Raw genomic sequence first — 24455 nt, forward strand, 5'->3', positions numbered from 1 at the left:
GACCGGGCCGGCCGCCGACGTCCCCCGTGGATGTCGGTGACCGGCCCGGATTCGGTGGCGGGCCACGGAGGTACCACAGCCGTCGCGCACGTCCGGTTGCGTGCTGTCGGAAGTCGCACAGTCACCCGTCGGGCCGCGACCTTCGGGCCCTCTCGCGGGTCAGGGCAGGGCGGCGACGGCCTCCGCGTACGCGACGCCGGTCGCGATGGCGGCGTCCACCAGCACCCGCAACTGCGCCGGGGCGACCCCGTGCGCCAGGTCGGTGGCCGCGTCCCCGGCGAGCACGATCTCGCTGTCGAGGTCGTGCGCGTACGCCTTGGGTAGCAGCCGGTCGTGGTTCCACGCGTTGCAGAAGGCGTACGCCTCGGACCGCCGCGTGGCCGGCAGCCGCCGGTCGGCCATCGCCCGCGTGTGCAGCACCTCGCCCCGCTCGCCGGCCCGCCGGAACTGGATCACCGCGGCGCCCCATCGGCCGACCACCGTGCCGTCATCGCCGACCAGGTACCGGTCGCCGCGCCGGTCCAGCGTCGTGGTGATGAGGTCGGCGGTGAGCGCCATCAGCTCCCGCTCGGACTCCCGATCCGGCCCGGGATCGGCGTCGTCCTCCTCGTCGGCGACGTCGCCGCCACTCGGCAGCGGCACCGCCGCCGCAGCGGGACGTTCGGCCAGCCAGGCCGCGATCCTTCCGGACTGGTGACCCGTGCCGTTGCGGGCGTCGAAGCTGCCGGCCAGGTCGGTGGCGAGGCCGAGCAGGAGCGCGCCGAGCGTCGAGACGTCCAGCTCGGTGGCCGGACGCTCGCCGTACGCCGGGCGCCGCACCCGTCGCTCGCCCAGCCCCGTCTCGTCGGCCAGCCCGCAGACCAGCGCGCCCGCCGCGGCGAACTCCATGGCGGCGAGGTCGTCGGTGGGCCGGTCCAGTCGGGGCAGCTGCTCGGTCAGGATGGCCAGCCCGCGTTCCAGATGCCCGCCGAGCGCGCAGAACCGCAGGTGGGTCGCGAGATGCCCGAACGCGGCGCGCTCGCGCCGGTGCCGCCGGTACGCCCGCACGTGCGCCGCCGCGGCCGCCTCGGGTTCGCCGAGCCGTAGCCGTGGCAGCATTCCGGCGACCAGCGCCCGTTCGGGCTGGTCGGTGCAGGCGGGGGCGTCGGTGTCGTACGCCTCCAGCTCGGCGCGGGCCTCCCGCCACTCGCCCCAGCCGGCCAGCAGTTCCGCGCGGCGGGCCGGGGCGCAGCCGGGGCACCCGCCGGCCGGACCGCCACGCGTACCCGCCCACTGCCGGTAGAAGTGCCGGGCGGTGGGTTCGTCGCCCAGGTGGTCGGCGATCCGGCAGCGCAGTTCGGCGATGGTCGGCCCGTCGAGCCCGTCCGTTCCCACCCGCTCGGCGAGGTCGGCCAGGAGCAGTCGGGTCTGGTCCAGCCCCACCCGCGGGGTGCCGAGCAGCGCCTCCACCGCGTACCGCTGGTAGCGCGTCAGCAGTACGGTCTCGGCGTCGCCGAGCAGCGTGGGCCACTTCTCGGCGGCGGCCCGGCAGCGCCGGACCGGCTCGACGATCCGCCACCGCTCGCCGTGCAGCAGGTACGCCTCGATGAGCGCGAACCTCGCGTCCAGCGCGGACCGGGCGTCCCCGGCGGCGTCGGCGCGCTCGGCGACCCGTTCCAGCGCGGCCAACCGGCCCGACCCGTCGGGAAGGTCCCGGGCGTCGGCGAGCGCGGCCACCAGCGCCGGGACGCGCTGCCCGACACCCCGGCCGTCGTCTCCGCCCACGGGCGCGTGCGCCCGGTCGGTACGACTGCCCGTGGTCTCCTCCCGGCCGGTCACGTCGACACCGCGCCGGGTAGGCGACCGACCGCCACGGCGAGTTGGCAGCCGGTCGTGATGCCACAGTCGAGCAGTCGGTCGAGCTGGTGGGGCGTGACGCCACGTTCCAGGTCGGTGATCACCTCACCGTGGATCCGGGCCCGGCCGGCGTCGTCGACGTGCACGAACGCCTTCGGCCAGAGCCGGTCGTGGTTCCACGCGTTGCAGAAGGCGTACAGGTCGGGCACCCGCTCGATCCCGAAGGTCGGCGCGACCATCGTGCGGACCTGGAGCAGCTCGCCATCGGCACCGAGGCGTAGGAACCAGATCAGGTTGTCGTCGAAGCGTCCCACCAGGTCACCGTCGGGGGCACGGCCGACCGGGCGGCCACGCGCGGCGAGCACCGCGGCGATCAGCTCGCCGGTCAGCGGGCGTACCGCACCGGGGTGCCCGGCCAGCGGATCGTCCTCGATTCCCGGCGACGCCATCGGGCATCCCTTCTGAGGCGGATATCACGACCGGCGGCGGGGTCCGTGCTGCGACGCGCGGACACGACCCGGAAAAGCGGCGATCTGCCCGGCCCCACCGTTACCGTGACTCTATGGCGGGCCGTACCTCTCAGGCGAGCCGGCGACGCGGCGCGTCGCCGCGCGGTGGCACCAACAGCCGTGCCCGTCAACCGGCGAAGAAGACCCGGGCACCGGTACGGCGACGCACCACACCCGCCCGTCCGGGCCCCGCCGTCTACGTGGGCCGCGCTGTCGGTGCACTGTGGATGGGGCTGGCGCACGGGATGGGGTGGGCGGTGCGGGCCGCCGGCCGGCAGGCCGCCTCCGCCCGCGACCTGGACCCGGAGCACCGCCGCGACGGTGCCGGACTGCTGCTGTTCGGGCTGGCCCTGCTCAGCGCCGTGGCGCTGTGGTTCTCCGGCGCGGGCCCGGTGGGGGCCCGCCTGGCCGACACGGTCCGGCTGTTCCTCGGCGCGATCTCCGTCGTGGTGCCGGTGCTGCTGATGATCGGGGCGTGGCGGCTCATGCGTCAGCCGGCCGACCCGGAGCACCGGGGCCGGGGTCTGATCGGGTGGGGTTCGCTGCTGGTGTCGACCGCCGCGCTGCTCCAGATCGGTCAGGACCCGGTGGACACCGTGGAGCGTGACTTCGCCGGTGGCCTGGTCGGCGCCGGCGTGGGCGGGTTGCTGGAACGGGCGGTCACCGCTTGGGTGGCCGTACCGCTGCTGGTCCTGCTCCTGCTCTTCGGTCTGCTCGTGGTCACGGCGACGCCGATCAACAAGATCCCGGAGCGGCTGGGCCTGCTGGCCGGAGGGTTGGTCGCGCCCCCGGAGACCACCGAGGAGGACGACGAGCCGGTCGCGCGGCCCGCGCGGAAGCGTCCGTCGAAGCGGATGCCGCCACCGATCGACCCGGACGACTTCGAGGACATCGAGGGCGCGGACCTCCAGGAGACGATGGTCCTGCCGCGCAAGGCCCCGGCGAAGGTGCCGGCCAGCCGCAAGCCGGCCGAGCCGCCCGAGCACTCGCCCGCGCCCACCCGCGCCGAGCAGCTCGCGTTGACCGGGTTGGCCGGCGACTACACCCTGCCGCCGGCCAACATGCTCAGCGGCGGGGCCGCGCCCAAGACCCGCAGCAAGGCCAACGACGAGGTGATCGCCGCGCTGACCGGCGTCTTCGACCAGTTCGACGTGGACGCCGCCGTCACCGGCTTCACCCGGGGCCCGACGGTCACCCGCTACGAGGTGGAGTTGGGGCACGGCGTCAAGGTGGAGCGGATCACCCAGCTCTCCCGCAACATCGCCTACGCGGTGAAGTCGCCGGACGTACGGATCCTCAGCCCGATCCCGGGCAAGAGCGCGGTCGGCGTGGAGATCCCGAACACCGACCCGGAGAACGTGGCCCTCGGCGACGTGCTGCGTTCGCGGGCGGCGACGAGCGACCACCATCCGATGGTGGTGGCGCTCGGCAAGGACATCGAGGGCGGCTACGTGGTGGCCAACCTCGCCAAGATGCCGCACATCCTCATCGCCGGCGCCACCGGCGCGGGCAAGTCGAGCTGCCTCAACACCCTGCTGGTGTCGATCCTCACCCGGGCCACGCCGGACGAGGTGCGGCTGCTGCTGATCGACCCGAAGCGCGTCGAGATGACCGGCTACGAGGGCATCCCGCACCTGGTCACGCCGATCGTCACGAACGCCAAGAAGGCGGCCGACTCGCTGGACTGGGTCGTCCGCGAGATGGACATGCGCTACGACGACCTCGCGGCCAACGGGGTCCGGCACATCGACGACTTCAACCGCAAGGTACGCAACGGCGAGATCAAGGCGCCGCCGGGCAGCGAGCGGGAGATGCGCCCGTACCCGTACCTGCTGGTGATCGTGGACGAGCTGGCCGATCTGATGATGGTCGCGCCGCGTGACGTCGAGGACTCGGTCGTCCGGATCACGCAGTTGGCGCGGGCCGCCGGTATCCACCTGGTCCTGGCCACCCAGCGGCCCTCGGTCGACGTGGTGACCGGTCTGATCAAGGCGAACGTGCCGTCCCGGCTGGCGTTCGCCACCTCGTCCCTCGCGGACTCGCGGGTCATTCTCGACCAGCCGGGCGCGGAGAAACTGCTCGGCCGTGGTGACGGGCTCTTCCTGCCGATGGGCGCCTCGAAGCCGGTCCGCATCCAGGGCGCCTGGGTCACCGAGCGCGAGATCGCCGACGTGGTGAAGTTCTGCAAGGACCAGCGTGAGCCGGAGTTCCGCAAGGACGTGCTGGCCCCCGCCCAGGACAACAAGAAGAAGATCGACGAGGACATCGGCGACGACCTCGACCTGCTGGTGCAGGCCGTGGAGCTGGTGGTCACCTCGCAGTTCGGCTCGACCTCGATGCTCCAGCGCAAGCTGCGGGTCGGTTTCGCCAAGGCGGGCCGACTCATGGATCTCATGGAGACCCGTGGGGTCGTCGGGCCGTCCGAGGGGTCGAAGGCGCGCGACGTGCTGGTCAAGCCGGACGAGCTGGAGGACGTTCTGGGCGGCCTGCGCGGCGACGTGGACTGACCACTCGCGACTCCGCACACACGACGGGCCCGCCGGTATCCGGCGGGCCCGTGACGTCGGGGTGGGTCAGTTGTTGATCAGAGCCGCGACGACCACCAGGCCGATGATCGCGGCCACGCCGCTGGCCGCGGCGGCGTACCAGCCCAGCGGCTTGTCACCCAGGACCGCGCCGACGATGCCGGCGATGATGCCGAGCACGCCGAAGATGATCGGGTTGAGCAGCAGGGCGAGCACCGCGAACACGAAACCCACGATGGTGAGGATGCGGGCGGCGTTGCTGCGCGGGCGGGCGGTGGTGGGGATGTCGGCCATGTCGTCCTCCGGATGAGAGCCTGTCGTGACGAACCGATCACTACCCACTGTGGGCGCCCGCCACGCGTGATCGTCAATGGAAGATCTTCAGGCCGACCACGCCGGCGACCACCAGCAGCAGGCAGAAGAGCCGGGGCAGGCTCACCGACTCGCCGAGCGCCACCATTGAAACCAGCGCCGTGCCCACCGCGCCGATGCCGACCCAGACGGCGTACCCGGTGCCGACCGGGATGTCGCGCAGCGCGTACGCCAGGCCGCCCATGCTCAGCGCCAGGGCCACCACGAACACCACCGAGGGGAGCAGCCGGCTGAAGCCGGCGCTGCGATCCAGGGCGACGGCCCAGGCCGTCTCCAGCAGCCCGGAGATCACGAGTACGAGCCAGGCCATCGTTCACCTCACGAGGACGAGTCGGGTCGGTCTGCCGGGGCGTCTTGGCCTGACCGGGTACGCCCACCGCTCGTCCGGAGTGACCACCGCATCCGGAGCCACCACCGCCGACGCTAGCACCGGCTGGCGGCCCCGGACGATGACCCACGCCACCACGGATTGACCTCTACTTGGCTTCAACTTGCACTATGGCGGGCATGGCCCTGCTCTATGCCGACCCCGAGGTCGCCGCCGCCCTGGACGCAGCCACCACCGTCGACGCCATGCGGGCCGCCCTCGTGGCCGCGTACGAGGGGTGCCTGGTCGCCCCACCCCGGGCCGCCGCCCCGCTCGGTGGCGGGCGGATGGTGCTCACCGCCGGGCACCTGGTCGGCCAGTGGTACGGCTACCGCTCGTACGACACGTTCGGCCACCCGCAGGGAGAGCAGCTCGTCGTGCTGCACGACGCCTCCACCGGGGCGGTGCGGGCCGTCGCCGTCGGTGAGGAGCTGGGCTCCCGTCGTACCGGTGGACTGGGCGGCGTCGCGGTGGACGCGCTGGCCCGGCCGGACGCGACGACCCTCGGCGTGATCGGCTCCGGGCGGCAGGCGTGGACCCAGGTGTGGGCCACCGCAGCCGTACGCCCGCTGCGCGAGGTGGTGGTGCACAGCCGTTCGACGGCGCGCAGGGACGCCTTCGCCACCCGGGTACGCGCCGAACTGGGCGTGCCGGCCCGCGCGGTCGCCGACCCCGGCGCGGCCGTCACCGGCCGGGACATCGTGGTGCTCGCCACCACGAGCCCCACGCCGGTGCTGCGCGCCTCCGACGTGAGCCCCGGCACACACGTCAACACGGTCGGCTTCAAGCAGCACGACCGCAGCGAGTTCGGCACCGACCTGCTGGACGCCGCCGACCTGCTGGTCACCGATTCGCCGGCCCAGGCGGCCGACTACCAACCGCCGATGCTCGCGGCGCTGCCCGCGTACGCCGGACGGCTGCGGGACCTGGGCGGAATCCTGGCGGGCGCGGTTCCCGGCCGGACCACGGCGGACCAGGTCTCCGTCTTCTGCTGCACGGGCCTGGCCGGTACCGAGGTCTTCCTGCTCGACGCCCTGACCCGGGCGACCGCCGTGACCCGGTGACCGACCCTCGCGGGCGGGACGTCCCGGCCGGCCAGCGTGCCCGCGTGCGTGGGCTACCGCGAGCGGCCCGGTACCCTCGGATGGTGTCTGCCACCTCTCCTTCCGCTCCCGACAACGCCGAGGGCCGTCGCGTCGCCCTGCTCACCCTGGGCTGCGCCCGCAACGAGGTCGACTCGGAGGAGCTGGCCGCCCGGCTGCACGCCGACGGCTGGCAGGTGAGCACCGACGGCGAGGGCGCCGACGTCGTGGTCGTGAACACCTGCGGCTTCGTGGAGAAGGCCAAGCAGGATTCGATCCAGACGCTGCTCGCCGCCGCCGGGACGGGCGCGAAGGTGGTGGCCGCCGGCTGCATGGCCGAGCGGTACGGCAAGGAGCTGGCCGACAGTCTGCCCGAGGCGCAGGCGGTGCTGAGCTTCGACGACTACCCGGACATCGCCGCCCGGCTCAACGCCGTGGTCGCCGGTGAACAGGTCACCGCGCACACCCCGCGGGACCGCCGCGAGCTGCTGCCGCTGACGCCGGTGAAGCGCCGCGACAGCGGCGTGTCCCTGCCCGGGCACGGCACCGTGGCGCGCGCCACCGTCGAGACCGACGAACACACCCCGGCGCACCTGCGTCAGGTGTTGCGCCGTCGACTGGACACCGGCCCGGTCGCGTCGTTGAAGCTCGCCAGCGGTTGTGACCGGCGCTGCGCGTTCTGTGCCATCCCGGCGTTCCGTGGGGCGTTCGTCTCGCGTACGCCGGACGAGCTGCTCGCCGAGGCGGAGTGGCTGGCCAAGACCGGCGTACGGGAGCTGGTGCTGGTCAGCGAGAACTCCACCTCGTACGGCAAGGACCTGGGCGACCCGCGGGCGCTGGAGAAGCTGCTGCCGCAGCTCGCCGCGGTGTCCGGCATCGTCCGGGTGCGGGTGAGTTACCTCCAGCCGGCCGAGACGCGGCCCGGGTTGGTCGAGGCGATCGCCGGTACGCCCGGTGTGGCCCCGTACTTCGACCTGTCGTTCCAGCACTCCAGCGAGCCCGTGCTGCGCCGGATGCGGCGTTTCGGCTCCACCGACCGGTTCCTGGAGTTGCTGGCGAGCGCCCGGGCGCTCGCTCCGGAGGCCGGCGCGCGGAGCAACTTCATCGTCGGCTTCCCCGGCGAGACCCGCGCCGACATCGACGAGCTGACCCGGTTCCTGACCGAGGCCCGGCTCGACGCGATCGGCATGTTCGACTACAGCGACGAGGACGGCACCGAGGCCGCCGGACTGCCCGGCAAGGTCTCCGCCGCGACCATCAAGCGGCGGTACGACCGGCTCAGCGCGCTCGCCGACGAGCTCTGCTCCCAGCGTGCCGAGGACCGGCTCGGCTCGACCGTCGAGGTGCTCGTCGACGCGATCGTGGACGGCGTGGTGGAGGGTCGGGCCGCGCACCAGGCGCCGGAGGTGGACGGATCGACCACCCTGGTCGCGCCGGTCGACGGCGGCGTCGACCTGAGCGCACTGCGCCCGGGTGACCTGGTGCGGGCCACGGTGACCGGCACCGAAGGGGTGGATCTGCTCGCGGTGCCGGATGAGATGATCTCGGCGGCGCCCGGCGCGGCACGGTGACGGCGGGCCCGGACGGAGCGGGGGAGCCAGGTGGTGCGGTGTCGGGAACGCCGCGGCGGCCCGAGCGGAGCGAGACGGTGACCGGGGCGACGGAGTCGACGCCGGCCCGGGTGGTCGCGCGGGTGCCCGTGCTCAACGCGGCCAACGCCCTGACCGCGCTGCGGCTGGTGCTGGTGCCGGTCTTCGCCGCCTCGGTGATCGTGTCGGGGATGAGCCACTCCGGCTGGCGGATGGCAGCCTGCCTGATCTTCGCGGTGGCCTCGGCGACCGACCTGGTGGACGGTTGGATCGCCCGCCGGTTCGGGCTGGTCACCTCGGTCGGCAAGGTGGCCGACCCGATCGCCGACAAGGCGCTCACCGGCGCGGCCCTGGTGCTGCTCTCCTGGTACGACCGGCTGCCCTGGTGGGTGACGGCGCTGATCCTCGTCCGCGAGCTGGGCATCACCGGGCTGCGGTTCTGGGTGATCCGGCACGGTGTGATCGCGGCCAGCCGTGGCGGCAAGATCAAGACCGCGCTGCAGATCCTCGCCATCGCCTGGTACCTCTGGCCGATGCCGGCCGCCCTCGCCGCCGTCGGCCCCTGGATCATGGGCGCCGCCGTCCTGGTTACGGTGGCAACCGGCTTCGACTACATCCTCCAGGCCCTCCGCCTCCGCCGCCCCCACCCCTAACCCCCACCCCCCTAACCCCCCCACCCACCCCCGGCCCCGCGCCGCGCCCGTCGCCCAGGCGCGGTGATCATGAAGTTGTTGCGGCTCGGGCCGGCGTGTCGAGGCGATAACTTCATGATCGACGGGGTTCGGGCGGGGGGTTGGGCCCGGAGGGGTGGGCCCGGGGGTGGGCCTGGAGGGTTGGGGGGTGGCCGGTGGGGAAGGACGGGATCATGCAGCGGGACGAGAACGCGATGGGCAGCGCGGCGGCGGCTGTCGTGCACAGCCTCTCGCAGCGGCACGAGACCCTCGCCACCGTCGAATCGCTCACCGGCGGGCTGCTGGCCGCGTCGATCGTGGAGATCGCTGGGGTCAGCCGGATCTACCGCGGCGGGCTGGTCGTCTACGCCACCGAACTGAAGGCCACGCTCGCCGACGTGCCGCCCGACCTGCTGGCCGAGTGCGGACCGGTCGACCCCGACGTGGCGGCGGCGCTCGCCGAGGGCGGTCGGCAGCGCTGCGAAGCGGACTGGGGGCTCGCCACCACCGGGGTCGCCGGCCCGGAGCCGCAGGACGGCAAGCCCGTCGGCCTGGTCTACGTCGCGGTCGCCGGCCCGACCGGCGTCGAGGTCCGCGAACTCGACCTCGACGGGGGGCGGGACCACGTACGCTCGGCCGCCGTCATCGAGGCGCTGCGGCTGCTCGCCGAACACATCCACGCCTCCGACGAGGCCGCCATCGCCGGCCCGGAGACAACGGACGAGGCTGCCATCGCCGGCCCGGAGACAACGGACGAGGCCGCCCCCGCTGGCGAGAAGACCGTCGCCGGAGTCGCCGGGAACGGCTCGGAAACGGCCGCTGAAGGCGTCCGGGACGGTCTGGGTACGGCCGGCGCGGGGCGTCGGTGAGCCGTCCCGCCAGGATCCGACGGGCGGGGTGGGATGTCGCCGGGGCGCGCAGCGGGTACGGTTGCGGGAAGGCTCCGACGCTCGGAGCCGGCGCGGTCCGCCGCGGCCGGCTGCCCGACGCCGGGCGTGAGGTATCCCTCAGGGGGAGGTGCGATGGTCCTGCTACGCCGGGTGATCGGTGACGCACTGCGGGCGCGCCGGCAGGGACAGCAGCGCACACTGCGTGAGGTGTCCACCGCCGCCAATGTCAGCCTCGGTTACCTCTCCGAGATCGAGCGGGGGCACAAGGAGCCGTCCAGCGAGCTGCTGGCCGCGATCTGTGACGCGCTCGGCGCCCGCCTTTCCGAACTTCTCCGCGAGGTGAGCGACACCGTGGCGCTCGCCGAGCAGATGCCCGCCGGGGTGCTCGTCGGCATGCAGGACGAGCCGGCCGAGGCCGTCGCGCCGGCCGCCGTGCGCAAGGCCGCCAACCGGGGTGTCCGCCAGGTCACCTCCGACGGCAAGGTCGCGGTGTCGGTCCGGCAGGATTCCCCGCTGCGGGCGACGCTGCGCAGCACGCGGGTCCGGCCCACCGAGCGCGACCGGGACGTGGTCTGCGCCGCCTGAGCGCCGTGCGTCCGTTGCCCATGGGCGACGTGGCCCCGGCCGCGTAGGGTTGCCCGCAGGAGCCGACGGTGCCCGTCGTGCGCCCGGTACGGATGCCGCGCTGGCGTTCGGCTGGGACGATGGAGACCGGCCGGGTCGCGGTCGGTCGGCGCAATCCGGCCCGACCGCGGTGGAGCGACGCTACTGAGGGGATACCGCGGAGATGGCGAACCCGTTCGTCAAGGGCTGGAACTACCTGATGGCGCTCTTCGGCGCGAAGATCGACGAGCACGCCGACCCGAAGGTGCAGATCCAGCAGGCCATCGAGGATGCCCAGCGGCAGCACCAGGCGCTGGTCCAGCAGGCGGCCGCCGTCATCGGCAACCAGCGTCAGCTGGAGATGAAGCTGTCCCGGCAGATGTCCGAGGTCGAGCGGCTCCAGGGCAACGCCCGGCAGGCCCTGGTGCTGTCCGACCAGGCCCGCGCCAAGGGCGACGAGGCCGAGGCGGGGCGGTTCGAGCAGTCCGCGCAGGCCCTGGCCACCCAGCTGGTCTCCGCCGAGCAGGCCACCGAGGACCTGAAGACCCTGCACGACCAGGCGCTCGGCGCGGCCGCGCAGGCCCGCCGCGCCGTCGAGAACAACTCGATGATCCTCCAGCAGAAGCTCGCCGAGCGCACCAAGCTGCTGAGCCAGCTGGAGCAGGCCAAGATGCAGGAGACCGTGGCCCGCTCGTTGGAGTCGATGTCGTCGCTGACCGCACCCACCAACACCCCCTCCCTGGACGAGGTGCGGGACCGGATCGAGCGGCGGTACGCCAACGCGATGGGCCGCGCCGAGCTGGCCGGCAACTCCGTCGAGGGTCGGATGCTGGAGATCCAGAAGGCGACCATCGACTCGGCGGGCTCGGCCCGGCTGGAGCAGATCCGTTCCAGCATGGCGGGAGAGCAGCTCGGCGGCACGGCGCAGCGCCCGGCGGTCCCGCAGGCCGAGCAGGCGGGCCCGGGCAGCGACCCGACAGCCGCCGCCCGGCTGGACGAGCTGCGCGCCAGCATGGCCCGCGAGCGGGGCACCGGCGACCCGACCGCCGCAGGCTGAACGACCGGACCGAGGGGGTCTTTCGGTGGCAGACGAGCGGACGCGCTACTTCCGTCAACTGGGTCGGCTGCGCCGGTCCGCCCGGCGGTGGAGCGTACTGGCCGGTGGGCTCGGCGGGGCCACGGCGGTGCTGACACCGTACGCCGGGCTCGGTCTGCCGGACGCGGCCTGGGCCGGCGCCGCGGGCAGCGCGCTGGCGTTGGCCGCCTGGCGCTGGATCGACCTGCGGGCGCTGGCCGCCCGACCCGCGCCCCCGGCGCTGGACCCGGCCGAGGCCGCCGCCCGGTCCCGGGCCCGGCTGGTGGCCGCCGTGGAGCGACTGCCGGTCGGCTCGGGTGTGCTGGCCGAGGTACGCCGGGTGCGCGGCCGCGTCGCGCTGCGTGGCACCACCGCCGGGCAGCAGTGGGCGCGACTGGACCGTGCCTCGCTCACCCTGGCGGGGATGGCGCCCCGGCTCACCGGGCTGGCCGAGCCGGCCGTGCTGGAGGCCGCTGCCGCCGACCGGTCGCTGCGGGAACTCGCCAACCGGGTGGCCAGCGTCGAACGGGCCCTGCGGCTCGCGCCGACCGACGCCCGGACGCCGCTGGCCGACGCGCACGCCGCGTTGAACGCCCAGTTGGAGAGCGGGGTGGCGGCGTACGAGCGGTTGGTGGTCGCCGCCGCCGGCTATCTCGCCGAGGACGCCCGCCCGGAGCCCACCCACCCGGCCGCCGACCGACTCACCGAGGCCACCGACCTCCTGCACGGCGTGGCCTCGGCCCTGGCCGAGCTGCGCGCCGGCGGCGCCGGCCTGCGCGCGCCCACCCGCTGAGCCGCACCCCACGCGCCGCGCCCGCCCGTCACGGTGGCGTCGTCACCGGGATCGGACCGGTGTACGGCGAGCTGCCCACGACGTTGAACGACCGGATCCGGTAGTGGTAGGTCACGCCCCGGGCCAGGCCCGTGTTGGTGAAGCCGCGACCGGTCACCGTGAAGGTCGCCACCTCGTGGGCGAACGCCGGGTCCAGGGCCCGCTGCACGATGAACCCGGCGCCCGGGCCGACCGGGGTGTCCGCCGTCCAGGCCAGCACCACCGCGGCGGTGTCCGGGCCCGGCGTGCTCGCGGTGGCGTTCACCTCGCCGGGGGTGCTCGGCGCGGGCGGGGTGCTCGCCGCGGCCACCGTCGACCACGCCGAGGCGGCGCCCAGGTACGTGGTGCGGACCCGGTAGTAGTACGTGGTGTCGGGCGCGGCCGTGGTGTCCAGGTGGTTGTCGCCGACCCCGATCGCGGTGGTGCCCGGCCCGCTGGTGAAGGTCGGGTTGGTGGCCCGCTGTACGTCGATGCCGGTGGCGAAGGAGCGGTTCGTCCAGCGCAGCGCCACCCGCAGCGGCGCGGCGGGCGGGATCGCCGCGATCAGGCCGCCCGGCGCGGCGAGGTGCACCGAGGCGGGCACGCTGTTCGACCAGGACGAGTAGCTCACGTCGTTCTCCGCCCGGATCCGGTAGTGGTACGTGACGCCGGGGGTGACCGTCGCGTCGGTGTAGCGGGTCGCGGTGGCCGCGACGGTGATCGTGGTGACGTCGCCGCCGAAGGACCCGTCGGTGGCCCGTTGCAGCAGGTGACTCGTCGCGGGCGGGCGTCCGCCGTTGCCGGTCCAGGTCAGCGCGATCGCCGGTAGGGCGGTGGCCGAGCCGGGCACGGGTGTGGCGGTGAGGCCGGTGGGCGCCCGCGGCGTCACCCGCAGCACCAACGGTCGGCTCATCCCCAGGTCGCGATGGCCGGCGAGCTGGCTGTGCCAGCGGTACTCCCAACCCAGGTTGACCATCTGGTTGACGACCACGGCCGGTCGCCCGTCGGTCGGGCTGACCGGCGTCGACCCGGTCCGCGCGCCGGCCGGACGTCCGGGGTCGAGCAGCCGCACGCTGTCACCCAGCTTGAACGGCAGGGCCGGGGCGACCGGACGCAGCGCCACCACCACGTCCTCGCGGGGGTTGACCCGGACGATCTGCTTCCAGCCCAGCTCCGCCGGGTGCGGGGGTCGCTGCGTGCCGTCCCAGCCCACCCGGTTGACGATCTGCACGTCGCAGCCGCCGAAGCGCAGCGGCTCGGTCTGCCGTACGTTGCCGCTGATCCGCCAGAGCTGCGTGCCGTCGGTCGGCGCGCCCACCGGTATGGCCGGGTCGGCCGCGAAGAGCACCTCGGTCACCGGATCGGTCGGCCCGAGCGGCAGGGTCGCCGGGGCGAGCGGCCCGATGTGCGGGTGACCGACCCCGAGACGCCCGGCCAGCCGGCCGTGACCGGGCTCGAAGACCTGCTGCGCGGCCTTGACCTCGATCGGCAGGGTCACCGGACCCGTCCCCGCGAGCGGCGTGAACGTCACCGTGTCCGCGTGCGCCGAGACGACCGTCTCGGTCGTGGTCCGGCTGCCGAACGCCGGGTCGTACGCCGGCTGCGGCACGATCGGCGGGCGCTGGCTGGCCGCGTACGCCACCGGCAGCCGCTGACGCAGCCGCTGGAGGTCGTACGGCCCGCCGGGCGTGCCGGCCACCCGGAACTGCAGCAGGGTACGGGTGTTCGGGCCGTACCCCGGTTCGGTGGCCGGTGGGCCCCCCGACGCCGTGCGGTCCGGCGCGTTGGTGTGCTGGTCGTAGCGCTCATCGAAGCCGGGCAGCGGTGCCGGGGCGTCGTTGTAGAGGATCAGCGTGCTGCCCGGTTCCACGGTGGAGAAGTCGACAAGCACGTCGGCTGCCTCACCCGGGGCGAGCAGGAGCGTGTGCCCGTCGACGTTCAGCACGGTCGGGTCGAGGCGGTCGTAGCGGTAGCCGATCGGCCGGTTCGGCAGCACCACCGGGGCGGGCAGCAGCCCGGCTTCGTTGCCGATCTGGATGAACTCCGGGCCGGTGGCGCGCGGGTCGGGCACACCGCCGTCACGCCCGTCGCTCGGCCAACCGGACGGCCGGTCCGCCGACCGCACGGCGGGCACCATCGGCACCTCGCCGGCGTCCGCGTCGGCCAGGCTGCCGTCCTCGGTCCACATCGGCGCGTCGGAGCAGGCCCGGTAGAGCTGGAGGTTGAGGCTGCGGTCCAGGCAGGCGTTGAGGATGCGCAGGCGGTAGACCGTGGGACGCACCCGCAGGTACGGATACGCGACACCGTTGACCAGCGGGGTGTCCCCGTACGCCGCGGGCACCGCCGACGGGTGCGGCACCCCGGGGCGCAGCGGTGGTTCGGCGCCACCGCCGACGGGGTCGTGGTGCGGGTTCGGCACCGGTCCCGGGCCGGTCAGCGGCGGCTCGCCGGCGATCCGTTCGGCCATCGGCCAACCGTCCACGGTGGGACCGGTGTCGTCCCGACCGCCGTCCGGCGCCGGACGGCGCGACCAGGGGCCGTAGTCCCACCGACCGGTGGGGTTGCGCCCGCCGGACCGGTACGGGTTCTGCCGGGGCTGGTAGACGTGGGGGTACCACAGGCTGCCGCGAGCCCCCCAGCGTTCCCGGTCCCAGGTCGGATCCTCGGCGGCCAGCTGGGTGTCGTCCGGCACGAACGTCTTGTCCTCGATCACCAGGGGCACCTGCTCGGCCGGCAGCACCTCCTCGGCGACGAGTTCGTCCTCGACCGGGTCGGTGAGCAGGTACGGCGCGAGCTGCCCACCGTAGACGGTGAGCCGGGCCAGCCCGAGGGTGTTGTCGTGCAACGACAGCAGCCGGCCGCTCTGCTCGTTGGGGAAAAAGAGCGTGGTGGCGCCGACGCCGGGCGCCGGCATGTCCGGCACGGGCGTGAGGCCGGTCCCGGTCGGGTACGGGGTGATCTCCCCGGCCGGGGTGATCCAGTGTCCCGGGTTGCCCGCGCTGGTCCAGCCGGTCTGCGCCCCGGCCAGGTGCAGCACCGCCCGGTTCTGCGGGTACGGAGCCGGGCCGTCCAGCGGCCCGGGACCGGCGCCCTCGACCGTCTCGTCGACCGGCAGGAACAACTCGCCGGCCCGGCCGGTGGGAAGCTGGTTGATGAACTTCACCCGGACCGGTCGGCCCCGCCGAGCGCGGATCATCGGGCCGAGGTGCCAGGGCCGCTCCGGTGGCGCCACCGTGTTGTGGCCGGACGGGTCGGTGCCCAGGTTGAGCTGCCGGTAGCCGCGCAGCCGGGTGACCGGCAGGTCCCGGTGCAGGCGTTGCGCGTACTCCTGGAGCCCGATCTCGTAGTAGTCGCAGCCCGGGTAGCTGATCGTGTCGGGCACCGCCACCGGCAGCGCCTGCTCGCCGGGTACGGGCAGCGCGTCGACGAACTTGCGCAGGCCCGTGCCCGGCACCAGCCGGCCATCGGGGTCACGCGTCGGGCGGGGACTGTACGCGACGTTCGGCACCGTTCCGAAGCAGCGTGGCTCGGCGGACGGATCCAGACTCGCCGTGGGCGCGGCCTCCTCGGGGGTACGCGCCGTGGGAACGGACGCCGTCCGACCGAGGCCGTCAGGGGCGGTCCGGTAGAAGAAGGTGGAGCGGAGTCTGCGGAAGATCGCCATGACTCTCCCCGGGGTCGGGGCACGAGGAAGAACGCCACCCCGGCGTGGCGATCCTCGGCACTCTGCTGACAGGCGGTAAGCACCCAACCGCAGCATGCGACGTCGAGGGGTCGGTTAGGAATTACCCAATCGTCCGTATCTGGGATGACCTCGATCCACAACGCCCGGTCAGCCCGGCGTCGGACTCCCCGACCGCTCGGGCTGGCAGACCGGGCACCAGTAGGTGACGCGCTCGCCCAGCTCCTCCTTGCTGATGGCGGTGCCGCAGCGGCGGCACGGCTGGGCGCGGCGGCCGTACACGTAGCTGGTCTGCCCCCGGTGCAGCGAGCCGGTGGTGCTCTGCGTCCAGCGTCCGCGGTTGGCGGCCAGCAGCCGCTGCGCGAGGGCGACCATGCCCGGCAGGTCGGGCACCGCGCCGACGGGCGTCCACGGCGACACGCCCCGCAGGAACAACACCTCACACTTGTAGAGGTTGCCGACCCCGGCCAGGTTGCGCTGGTCGAGCAGGGCCTCGCCGATGGTCTGCTCGGGGTGCGCGGCGAGGCGCTGGGTCGCCTCGGCCGGGTCCCAGTCCGCGCCGAGCAGGTCCGGCCCGAGGTGGCCCACCAGGGCGTCCTCCTCGGCGGTCGGTACCAGATCCAGCTCGTGCAGGTGGTAGCCCACCGCCACCGCGCCGGGGCTGCGCAGCACCACCCGGATCAGGTGCGCGGGCCGCCCGCTCCACCGTTCGCCCGGCGCGTACGCCCGCCAGGCGCCGTCCATCCGCAGGTGGGAGTGCAGCGTCCACGGCGCGTCGTCCGGGGCGGCAAGGCGGAGCAGCAGGTGCTTGCCCCGGCTGGCCGACTCGCGGACGGTCCAGCCGGTGAGGTCGGTGGTGGCCAGCCGGGGTACCCGGAAGTCGGAGCCGGTCAGCCGCGCGCCGGCCAGCGCGCGGTGCAGCACGCGGGCGGTGTTCCAGACGGTGTCACCTTCGGGCACGCTGCCATCCTCCCTCTTTCGAGCAAGATTCGCATGTGTCGCTATTTGTAGCCAGGTTCCTCATGATCTCCGGACATGCGATGGTCAGGGGGTTCTGAGGAGAATGCCCATGAGACGACACCATTGTCGTATCCGACCCTCCACCCTCGCCGCCATCCTCGCTCTCGCGCTCATCGCAGCCCTGGTGCCCGTCAGCGAAGCCGCCCGGACCCCCGCCCCGGCGACCGCCGGCTCGCTCACCCTGACCGCCGCCGCGCCGGCCGGGGAACGGTGGAGCGCCGACCTGTCGGTCGTCGACCGGGACGACGTCAACGTCCGCCGCACCGCCGCCGGACTGCGGCTGCGCGAGGCCCGCGCGGGCGGACGTAGCCCCCGCAGCCCACACAGCGCGCTCGCCGAGGGCATGCTCCTCAGCGCCCCACGCACCCTCGCCCGTCCGGCCACCCGGGTCCGCGCCGAGATCGACGCGGACGTCCCCGCCGGCGCGAGCGCGGAGGCGCAGGTACGCGGATGGCGGCTCAATGGCTGGACCGAGTGGCGGGCCGCGACCGCCGGCGCGACCTTCGACCGCCCGGTCAGCCGCGTGCAGACCCGGGTGGTGCTGACCGCGCGGGCCGGCGGGGCCACCGCGACGGTACGCGGCGTCCAGCTCACCGCCGACGCGACCGCCGCCGTCTCCGCCGCCACACCCGGCCTCACCTACCGGGTGTACGCCACCCGGATCGGACTGGTCGGCGAACTGACCGCCAACGGCCGCACCGTACAGCCGCGCGACCACTTCGTGGCCCTACCGTCGCGCCGGGGCCTCTCGCCGCTCAACACCGGCGACTACACCGTGCGGGTCTGCACCACGACGGGCGCGCGCTGCGAGTACGCCCCGGTCTGGGACGTCGGGCCGTGGAACACCCGTGACGACTACTGGAACCCGTCCGCCGTACGCGAGAACTGGAAGAACCTGCCGCAGGGCCGGCCCGAGGCGCAGGCCGCCTACCAGTCCGGCTACAACGGTGGGCGGGACCAGTTCGGGCGTACCGTGCTCAACCCGGCCGGCATCGACCTGGCCGACGGCACCTTCTGGGACGGTCTGCAACTCACCACCAACGCCTGGGTGGACGTCGCGTACCTGTGGACCGGCGGCGGTCCGCGCGCCGTGGTGGGCGACGGCCCGCTCAACATCCGCAGCGGGCCCGGCACCTCGTACGCGATCCGTGGCCTCGCAGCGCGGTTCGCCAACGTGCCGGTCCAGTGCTACGTCACCGGGCAGTCGGTCGCCGGCCCGTACCGCACCACCACCAGGTGGAACCGCCTGGCCACCGGGCAGTACGTCAGCCACGCGTACGTCTCCACCGTCTACGGCGGCACCGTACCGGTCTGCTGAGACGACCTCGCTTCGGCGGGCGCCGCGTCAGGGGCGCTCGTCGGGGCGGGCGGGACGCACCATGTCCTGGTAGCGCGGGTGACTCGCCCCGTAGACGGCGTAGTTGAGCCGGGCGTGTGACAGGCTCAGGTCGCCGTTGGCGCCGCCCCGCACCGCGTCCGCGTCGGCGTCGCTCTGGCCGTCGTCCGTCCAGAAGCAGACCGGGCAGGTCCCGCCGCCGGTCCGGGAGGCACAACAGGGACAGCCCACGGGAACTACGTGTTCACCCACCGGTTCACCCACCGGGGCAGCATTCCACAGTCGAATGTCACCCGGCCACCCGCAGGAGGTCACCCGGGCGTACGCCGAGGACGTCCACCTCGCCCGGCGCGGCCAGCTGCACGTTGCCGGCTGACCCGGTTGGCAGATAGCGGACAGCGTGCTGGCCGACCGGCCCCTCCCGCCACCCGGCGTGGTTGGGCAGACTTCGCCTGTGACACATCGGAGCCTGCCCGCCGTCGGGGTCCTGCTGGTCGCCGCTGCCGTCGTCGCCGGCTGCGGCCGTGGTGACGACGCCCCGCCGTCGAGTGCCGCCGCCGGTGTTACGTCCTCGGCCGTCCAGGCCACGGATCTGCCGAGCGTGCCGAGCACCTCGGCGGGCCCGTCCCGCACCGACGGCGCTACACCGCAGCCACCACGGTCCGCCACGCCAACCACCGTGCCGTCGGCGCCGCCGCAGGGACCGGTCGAACGCCGGCCGGCCAGTCCGCCGCCGGTGGTACTGCCCCAGCGCCCGGCGGGTGCTCCCAGCGCCCGGCAGGTCATCGACGCGTTCCAGGCCGCCGGCCTACGGGTCACGCACCCGAAGGACCGCTCGGTCGACTGTGGCCCGGACGGTCTCGGGCTGGGCTGCTCCGAGATCGTCACCACGGACGGCGTCACCGTCTTCGTGTTCCCCGACGAGACCAGCGCCGGCGACGTCGCCGAGACGTGGGGCGGCCAGTCGTACCGGCGTGGGGCCGTGGTGCTCAACTACCTCGACGCGAAGACCCCGGCAGCCGACCGCGTCCGCTACGAGAAGGTTCTCAACGGCCTCCGTTGAGGCTGCCTCGCGGCGGCGCTGGCCCCGCTGCCTCGCGGCCGCGCTGTCCATCGGGTGGCTGCCGAGGGGCACAACCTGGTGGCTGTGATGCCTGTGAGTCATCTTGATGACTCACAGGCATCAACGTCCCAGAGGTGGTCGCTGGTGCCTGGGCACGGCAGAGCTACCGAATCGCGTGTGGATGCCGCGGACGCATCCACGGGTTGAGCGAGCGGCAGGCGTAGGCCGTGCGGGTCGGGTCAGCCGCGTAGGCGTAGGCCGCGCGGGGTGGCCCGGAAGCCGGCGGCGGTCAGCGCCTCACGCAGTGGCGACGAGTGCACCGCCTCGCCGTCGGCCCGTTCGACCGACATCGCGCCCAACGCACCGGAGTGGACGGCGTCGGCCAGCGCCTTACCGGCCGCCGCGAGCGTCTCGGTGTCGTCGGTGAAGGAGAGTAGGGTCCGGCCACCACGTTCCACGTACAGCACGAGGTCGCCGCCGACCTGCACCACCAGGGCGCCGGCCTTACGGCCCGCCCGGTGCCCGGTCGCGGCGGTGGCCCCGTCGCCGGAGTCGACGACGCGGTCCGGCCAGGGGAGCGCCGCACCGTACGGGTTGGCGGGATCGGTGGCCGCCAGGACGGTGGCCGGCCCGCCCCGACCCCGCGCGCCGTCGGCCGGCTCGGCCAGGGCGCGGAGCCGGTCCACCGCGCCGGGCACCGCGAACTGTGCCGCGCCGAGGCCCTCGACGAAGTAGCCCCGGCGGGCCGCGCCACGCTCCTCCAACGCCGACAGCACCGGATAGACCGCCGAGAACCCACCGACCACCTGCTCGGCCATGACCGCGCCCCGGGTGACGACCCCGTGCCGTTCCAGCAGGACGTCGGCGAGGGCGGCAGCCCGCCTGGTCGGGTCGAGATCCCGGTCCGGAAGCCGCGACCAGCGGCCGGCGACGGTCGGTGGACCGCTGCGGGTGGGCAGCGCCACCCGGCCGGGCCGCCGGTAGCGGGTGCGCGGCGCGGACGGGCGCGAACGGTGCGCTCCACCCGCGCCGAGCACCGCCCGCAGCGGGGCGAGCGTGTCGTTGGTGAGGTGCCCGGCCCAGACCAGGTCCCAGATGACACCGGTCAGCGCGGCATCGTCGGTGGCGCCGACCCGGTCGGCCAGCGCGCGGAAGAACAGCGCCTGCCCGTCGCCGAGGGCGTCGAGCACCGCGTCGTGCAGCGGGGTACGCGTCAACGCCTCGTCGGGCGGCGGAAGCAGCAGCGGCGCGGCGTCCGCGTACGCCAGGGTGACCCAGCCGTCGCCTCCGGAGATCGCCCCGGAACCGGCCCAGAGCACCTCCCCGCTGGCGCACAGCTCGTCGAGCTGGGCGGGGGAGTAGTCGGCGACCCGGCCGGGCAACACCAGCCGTTCCAGCGCGGACGCGGGCACGGCGGCGCACTGCAGCTGCTCCACCGTGGCGGCGAGCGCCTCCACACCTCGGGCGGACGAGCCGACCTGCTGCCAGCGGGGCAGGAACGTGGCGAGGGTCCGCGGTGGCACCGGCTCGATCTCCCGGCGCAGCGCTGCGAGCGAGCGGCGGCGCAGCATCCGCAACACCTCGGCGTCGCACCACTGCGCGCCGGCCGTGTCGGGCGTGAACTCGCCGGAGACGACGCGGCCGGTGGCGGCCAGGCGGCGCAGCGTCTGCTCGACCACGAAGACGCCGAGCCCGAAGCGGGCCGCGCAGGTCGCGGCGGCGAACGGGCCGTGGGTGCGGGCGTACCGGGCGACCAGGTCGCCCAGCGGGTCGGCCACCGGGGCGAGGTACGCCTCGGCCACCCCGACGGGCAGCGCCACGCCGAGCGCGTCGCGCAGCCGGGCGGCGTCCTCGATGCCGACCCAGCGCTGCTCGCCGGCGATCCGTACGCGCAGCACCCGGCGGGCGGCCTCCAGCTCGCTCAGCCAGCCCTCCGGCACGCCCCGCTCGGTCAGCTCGGCGTCACTGAGATCGCCCAGCACCCGCAGCAGCTCGACCACGTCCTCCGCGTCGCGCGGGCGGCGCTGCTCCGTCAGCCAGCGCAGTTGCCGGTCGGTCTCGGCGAGCACCTCCGGATCCAGCAGCTCGCGTAGGTCGACCCGGCCGAGCAGCTCACCGAGGAGCGTGGAGTCCAGGGCCAGCGCGGCGGCCCGGCGCTCGGCGAGCGGGGCGTCGCCCTCGTAGAGGAACGCGCCCACGTAGCCGAAGAGCAGCGACCGGGCGAACGGCGACGGCGCGCTGGTCTCCACCTCGACCAGGCGGACCTTGCGGGCGGCCAGGTCGCGCATCAGGTCGGCCAGCGCCGGTTGGTCGAAGACGTCCTGGAGGCACTCCCGGGCGGCCTCCAGGGTGACCGGGAAGTCGGCGTACTCGCGGGCGACGTCGAGCAGTTGCGCGGCGCGTTGCCGCTGCTGCCACAGCGGCTGGCGGCGGCGTGGGTCGCGGCGGGGTAGCAGCAGCGACCGGGCGGCGCACTCCCGGAATCGTGCGGCGAAGAGCGCCGAGGTGCCGACGGACTCCTGCACGAGCTGGGCGATCTCGTCGGGTTCGAAGACGACAACGTCGGCGCCGGGTGGTTCGTCGGCGGTGTCCGGGAGGCGTACCACGATCCCGTCGTCCGAGGGCATGACCTGGGCGTCCACCCCGTACCGCTCGGCCAGCCGGCGGCCCACGGCGAGGGCCCAGGGCCCGTTGACCCGCGCACCGAGGACGCTGTGCACGGCGAGTCGCCAGTCGCCCAGCTCGTCACGGAAGCGCTCGACGACGACGGTGCGGTCGTCGGGCAGGGAGCGGGTGGCCTCCCGCTGGTCGCGCAGGTAGGCCATCAGGTTGGTGGCGGCCCAGTCGTCCAGGCCGCCCTCGCGGAGCGTGGCCAGCGCCGCGTCGTCACTCTGGCGCAGCAGGGCGCGGACCCGCGCCCCGATGGCCCGGCCCAGCTCCACCGGGCGGCCGAGCTGGTCGCCCTTCCAGAACGGCATCCGCGCGGCCTGACCCGGCGCGGGGGAGACCAGCACCCGGTCGGCGGTGATCTCCTCGATGCGCCACGAGGACGAGCCGAGCAGGAAGACGTCGCCGACCCGCGACTCGTAGACCATCTCCTCGTCCAGCTCGCCGACGCGGGCGGCCCGCTCCGCACCGGCCAGGAAGACCCCGAACAGACCCCGGTCCGGGATCGTGCCGCCGCTGGTCACCGCCAACCGTTGCGCGCCGGGACGGCCGGTGAGCTGGTCGCTGGCCCGATCCCAGACCAGTCGGGGACGCAGCTCGGCGAACGCCGTGGACGGGTAGCGACCGGAGAGCATGTCCAGTACGGCGTGCAGGGCCGAATCGGGAAGCTCCGCGAAGGGCGCGGCCCGCCGGACCAGCACCGCCAGGTCACCCACCTGCCACGGCTCCAGGGCCACCATCGCGACGATCTGCTGCGCCAGCACGTCCAGTGGGTTGCGCGGGTAGTGCAGCTCCTCGATCGCGCCGTCGGTCATCCGCTCGGCCACCACCGCGCAGGACAGCAGGTCGCCCCGGTGCTTGGGGAAGACCACACCCCGGGACACCGCGCCCACCTGGTGCCCGGCCCGCCCCACGCGCTGCAGGCCGGAGGCGACGCTCGGCGGGGCCTCGATCTGCACCACGAGGTCGACCGCGCCCATGTCGATGCCCAGCTCCAGGCTGGAGGTCGCTACCACCGCCGGGAGCTGGCCGGACTTGAGCGCCTCCTCGATGTGTTTGCGCTCCTCCCGCGAGACACTGCCGTGGTGCGCGCGGGCGATCACCGGAGCGGCTCCGGCCGCCGCGCCGGACTGGGCCATCACCTCGGCCGGGGGCCGGTTGCGCACCGGGCCGGCGGGGCCACCCCACCGCTGCGCGCCGGTCGCCGGGCCGTCGTCGGCCGCCGGCTCGTCGCCCGACGACGACCCCGGGGGTACGACCATCGTGCCCTCGCCCGACGTGGAGGCGATCGCGGCGGTGGCCACCTCCTCGGCGGCCAGCTCGTTGAGCCGTGCACACAGGCGCTCGGCGCTGCGGCGGGAGTTGGTGAAGACGATGGTGGAGCGGTGCTGCCCGATCAGCGAGAAGACCCGCTCCTCGACGGCCGGCCAGATCGAGGCCCGGCGCGGCCCGGGCCCACCGAGGGCGTCCTCGGGTGGCTGCTCCTGCTCGTCGAGCCGGGTCATGTCCTCCACCGGCACCTGCACGCTGACCTCGATCGTCTTCGCCGTGGGCGGCTGCACGACGTCGACCGGCCGGGCGCCGCCGAGGAAGCGGGCGCAGGCGTCGATCGGCCGGACGGTGGCGGAGAGGCCGATCCGTTGTGCCGGCGTGGGCAGCAGCTCGTCGAGGCGTTCCAGGGAGAGGGCGAGGTGCGCCCCGCGCTTGCTGCCGGCCACCGCGTGGACCTCGTCGACGATCACCGTCTGGACGCCGCGCAACGAATCCCGGGCGGCCGAGGTGAGCAGCAGGAACAGTGACTCGGGTGTGGTGATGAGGATGTCGGGTGGGGTGCGGGCGAAGGCCCGTCGCTCGTCGGCTGGCGTGTCACCGGTACGCATCCCGACGGTGATGTCGGGTGGCGGGACGCCGAGCCGGGTGGCCGCCTGCCGGATGCCGGCCAGCGGCGCGCGTAGGTTGCGTTCGACGTCGACGGCGAGGGCCTTGAGCGGGCTGACGTAGAGCACGCGGCACCGCTGGCGTGCCTCGGTCGGCGCGGGCTCGCGGGCCAGCCGGTCCAGCGACCAGAGGAAGGCCGCGAGCGTCTTGCCGGAGCCGGTGGGCGCCACGACCAGGGCGTTACGGCCGGCCGAGACCGACTGCCAGGCGCCGGTCTGGGCGGCGGTGGGCGCGGCGAAGGCGGCGTCGAACCAGGCGCGAGTGGCGGGACCGAACCCGTCCAACACCTCGCCCTTGCCCGCCTCTGCCCCGCTCACCGATCCATCGTGCCCCGCCGGTACGACAACAACGAACGACCCACGGTGGATCGTGCCGCGCTGCGTGAAAATTGCGCGTGATGCACCTTTAATACGTTAAGT

18 protein-coding genes, 1 pseudogene and 1 riboswitch are annotated in these 24455 nt (G+C 74.2%); of the genes and pseudogenes, 10 read left to right on the forward strand and 9 right to left on the reverse strand.

Annotated elements, in window-relative coordinates:
* Positions 1 to 159: 159 nt before the first annotated feature.
* Both ACIA3K_RS23725 and ACIA3K_RS23730 read right to left on the reverse strand, forming a co-directional pair.
* Positions 160 to 1818: a YbjN domain-containing protein gene (locus tag ACIA3K_RS23725; protein ID WP_396803814.1), complete on the reverse strand. Its 1659-nt coding sequence runs from the start codon at positions 1816 to 1818 to the stop codon at positions 160 to 162.
* Complete coding sequence (locus ACIA3K_RS23730; RefSeq protein WP_355051666.1) at positions 1815 to 2285, reverse strand: YbjN domain-containing protein; 471 nt, start codon at positions 2283 to 2285, stop codon at positions 1815 to 1817. The genes ACIA3K_RS23725 and ACIA3K_RS23730 overlap by 4 nt, the downstream gene beginning before the upstream one ends.
* A 113-nt stretch (positions 2286 to 2398) precedes the next feature.
* Here ACIA3K_RS23730 and ACIA3K_RS23735 point away from each other — a divergent pair, with 113 nt between their 5' ends.
* On the forward strand, positions 2399 to 4852 hold the full coding sequence (locus ACIA3K_RS23735) for a DNA translocase FtsK 4TM domain-containing protein (RefSeq protein WP_396803815.1): 2454 nt from the start codon (positions 2399 to 2401) through the stop codon (positions 4850 to 4852).
* A gap of 66 nt (positions 4853 to 4918) precedes the next feature.
* Here ACIA3K_RS23735 and ACIA3K_RS23740 read toward each other — a convergent pair whose 3' ends face one another.
* Together ACIA3K_RS23740 and ACIA3K_RS23745 are read right to left on the reverse strand one after the other, a co-directional pair.
* Positions 4919 to 5164: a hypothetical protein gene (locus ACIA3K_RS23740; RefSeq protein WP_357122493.1), complete on the reverse strand. Its 246-nt coding sequence runs from the start codon at positions 5162 to 5164 to the stop codon at positions 4919 to 4921.
* 73 nt (positions 5165 to 5237) lie between these two features.
* Positions 5238 to 5552, reverse strand: a complete 315-nt coding sequence (locus ACIA3K_RS23745; protein WP_396803817.1) for a DMT family transporter — start codon at positions 5550 to 5552, stop codon at positions 5238 to 5240.
* A gap of 33 nt (positions 5553 to 5585) precedes the next feature.
* Positions 5586 to 5657: riboswitch (guanidine-III (ykkC-III) riboswitch) on the reverse strand.
* 92 nt (positions 5658 to 5749) lie between these two features.
* Between ACIA3K_RS23745 and ACIA3K_RS23750 the strand changes: the two genes are divergently transcribed.
* From ACIA3K_RS23750 to ACIA3K_RS23780, 7 genes and pseudogenes are all read left to right on the forward strand, one after another.
* Positions 5750 to 6673 (forward strand): ornithine cyclodeaminase family protein, encoded by a 924-nt coding sequence (locus tag ACIA3K_RS23750; RefSeq protein WP_396803819.1) that lies wholly within the window; start codon positions 5750 to 5752, stop codon positions 6671 to 6673.
* 80 nt (positions 6674 to 6753) lie between these two features.
* Positions 6754 to 8262 carry a 30S ribosomal protein S12 methylthiotransferase RimO gene (rimO, locus tag ACIA3K_RS23755; protein WP_396803821.1) on the forward strand — a complete coding sequence of 503 codons (1509 nt, stop codon included), beginning with the start codon at positions 6754 to 6756 and terminating at the stop codon, positions 8260 to 8262.
* Positions 8263 to 8339: 77 nt separating this feature from the next.
* Entirely contained in the window at positions 8340 to 8933 is a 594-nt protein-coding gene (pgsA, locus tag ACIA3K_RS23760; protein WP_396803822.1) for a CDP-diacylglycerol--glycerol-3-phosphate 3-phosphatidyltransferase, read from the forward strand.
* Positions 8934 to 9145: 212 nt separating this feature from the next.
* Positions 9146 to 9658 (forward strand): annotated as a pseudogene (locus ACIA3K_RS23765) (CinA family protein); the annotation flags it as partial.
* A 315-nt stretch (positions 9659 to 9973) separates the two neighbouring features.
* Positions 9974 to 10426, forward strand: a complete 453-nt coding sequence (locus tag ACIA3K_RS23770) for a helix-turn-helix transcriptional regulator (protein WP_355051673.1) — start codon at positions 9974 to 9976, stop codon at positions 10424 to 10426.
* Between the two features lie 202 nt (positions 10427 to 10628).
* On the forward strand, positions 10629 to 11501 hold the full coding sequence (locus ACIA3K_RS23775; RefSeq protein WP_396803825.1) for a PspA/IM30 family protein: 873 nt from the start codon (positions 10629 to 10631) through the stop codon (positions 11499 to 11501).
* 25 nt (positions 11502 to 11526) lie between these two features.
* Complete coding sequence (locus ACIA3K_RS23780; protein WP_396803827.1) at positions 11527 to 12312, forward strand: hypothetical protein; 786 nt, start codon at positions 11527 to 11529, stop codon at positions 12310 to 12312.
* Positions 12313 to 12340: 28 nt separating this feature from the next.
* Here ACIA3K_RS23780 and ACIA3K_RS23785 read toward each other — a convergent pair whose 3' ends face one another.
* Both ACIA3K_RS23785 and ACIA3K_RS23790 read right to left on the reverse strand, forming a co-directional pair.
* A complete protein-coding gene (locus ACIA3K_RS23785) occupies positions 12341 to 15994 on the reverse strand; it encodes a hypothetical protein (protein WP_396803828.1) in 3654 nt (1217 codons plus the stop codon).
* A 168-nt stretch (positions 15995 to 16162) separates the two neighbouring features.
* Positions 16163 to 16972 carry a DNA-formamidopyrimidine glycosylase family protein gene (locus ACIA3K_RS23790; RefSeq protein ID WP_396803829.1) on the reverse strand — a complete coding sequence of 270 codons (810 nt, stop codon included), beginning with the start codon at positions 16970 to 16972 and terminating at the stop codon, positions 16163 to 16165.
* Positions 16973 to 17081: 109 nt separating this feature from the next.
* Here ACIA3K_RS23790 and ACIA3K_RS23795 point away from each other — a divergent pair, with 109 nt between their 5' ends.
* Positions 17082 to 18350, forward strand: a complete 1269-nt coding sequence (locus tag ACIA3K_RS23795; RefSeq protein ID WP_396803830.1) for a hypothetical protein — start codon at positions 17082 to 17084, stop codon at positions 18348 to 18350.
* Between the two features lie 27 nt (positions 18351 to 18377).
* On the opposite strand, the gene ACIA3K_RS23800 is transcribed toward ACIA3K_RS23795, so the two are convergent.
* Positions 18378 to 18620 (reverse strand): CPCC family cysteine-rich protein, encoded by a 243-nt coding sequence (locus ACIA3K_RS23800; RefSeq protein WP_039905669.1) that lies wholly within the window; start codon positions 18618 to 18620, stop codon positions 18378 to 18380.
* A gap of 37 nt (positions 18621 to 18657) precedes the next feature.
* Positions 18658 to 18831 (reverse strand): hypothetical protein, encoded by a 174-nt coding sequence (locus ACIA3K_RS23805; RefSeq protein WP_396803831.1) that lies wholly within the window; start codon positions 18829 to 18831, stop codon positions 18658 to 18660.
* On the opposite strand from ACIA3K_RS23805, the gene ACIA3K_RS23810 reads away from it, so the two are divergent.
* Positions 18823 to 19431 (forward strand): hypothetical protein, encoded by a 609-nt coding sequence (locus ACIA3K_RS23810; RefSeq protein WP_396803832.1) that lies wholly within the window; start codon positions 18823 to 18825, stop codon positions 19429 to 19431. The genes ACIA3K_RS23805 and ACIA3K_RS23810 overlap by 9 nt on opposite strands.
* 239 nt (positions 19432 to 19670) lie before the next feature.
* Here ACIA3K_RS23810 and ACIA3K_RS23815 read toward each other — a convergent pair whose 3' ends face one another.
* Positions 19671 to 24353, reverse strand: coding sequence for a DEAD/DEAH box helicase (locus tag ACIA3K_RS23815; protein ID WP_396803833.1), 4683 nt, complete (start codon positions 24351 to 24353; stop codon positions 19671 to 19673).
* Positions 24354 to 24455: the final 102 nt, after the last annotated feature.

The sequence above is a fragment of the Micromonospora sp. NPDC051543 genome (genome assembly GCF_044454415.1).
GTDB lineage: Bacteria > Actinomycetota > Actinomycetes > Mycobacteriales > Micromonosporaceae > Micromonospora.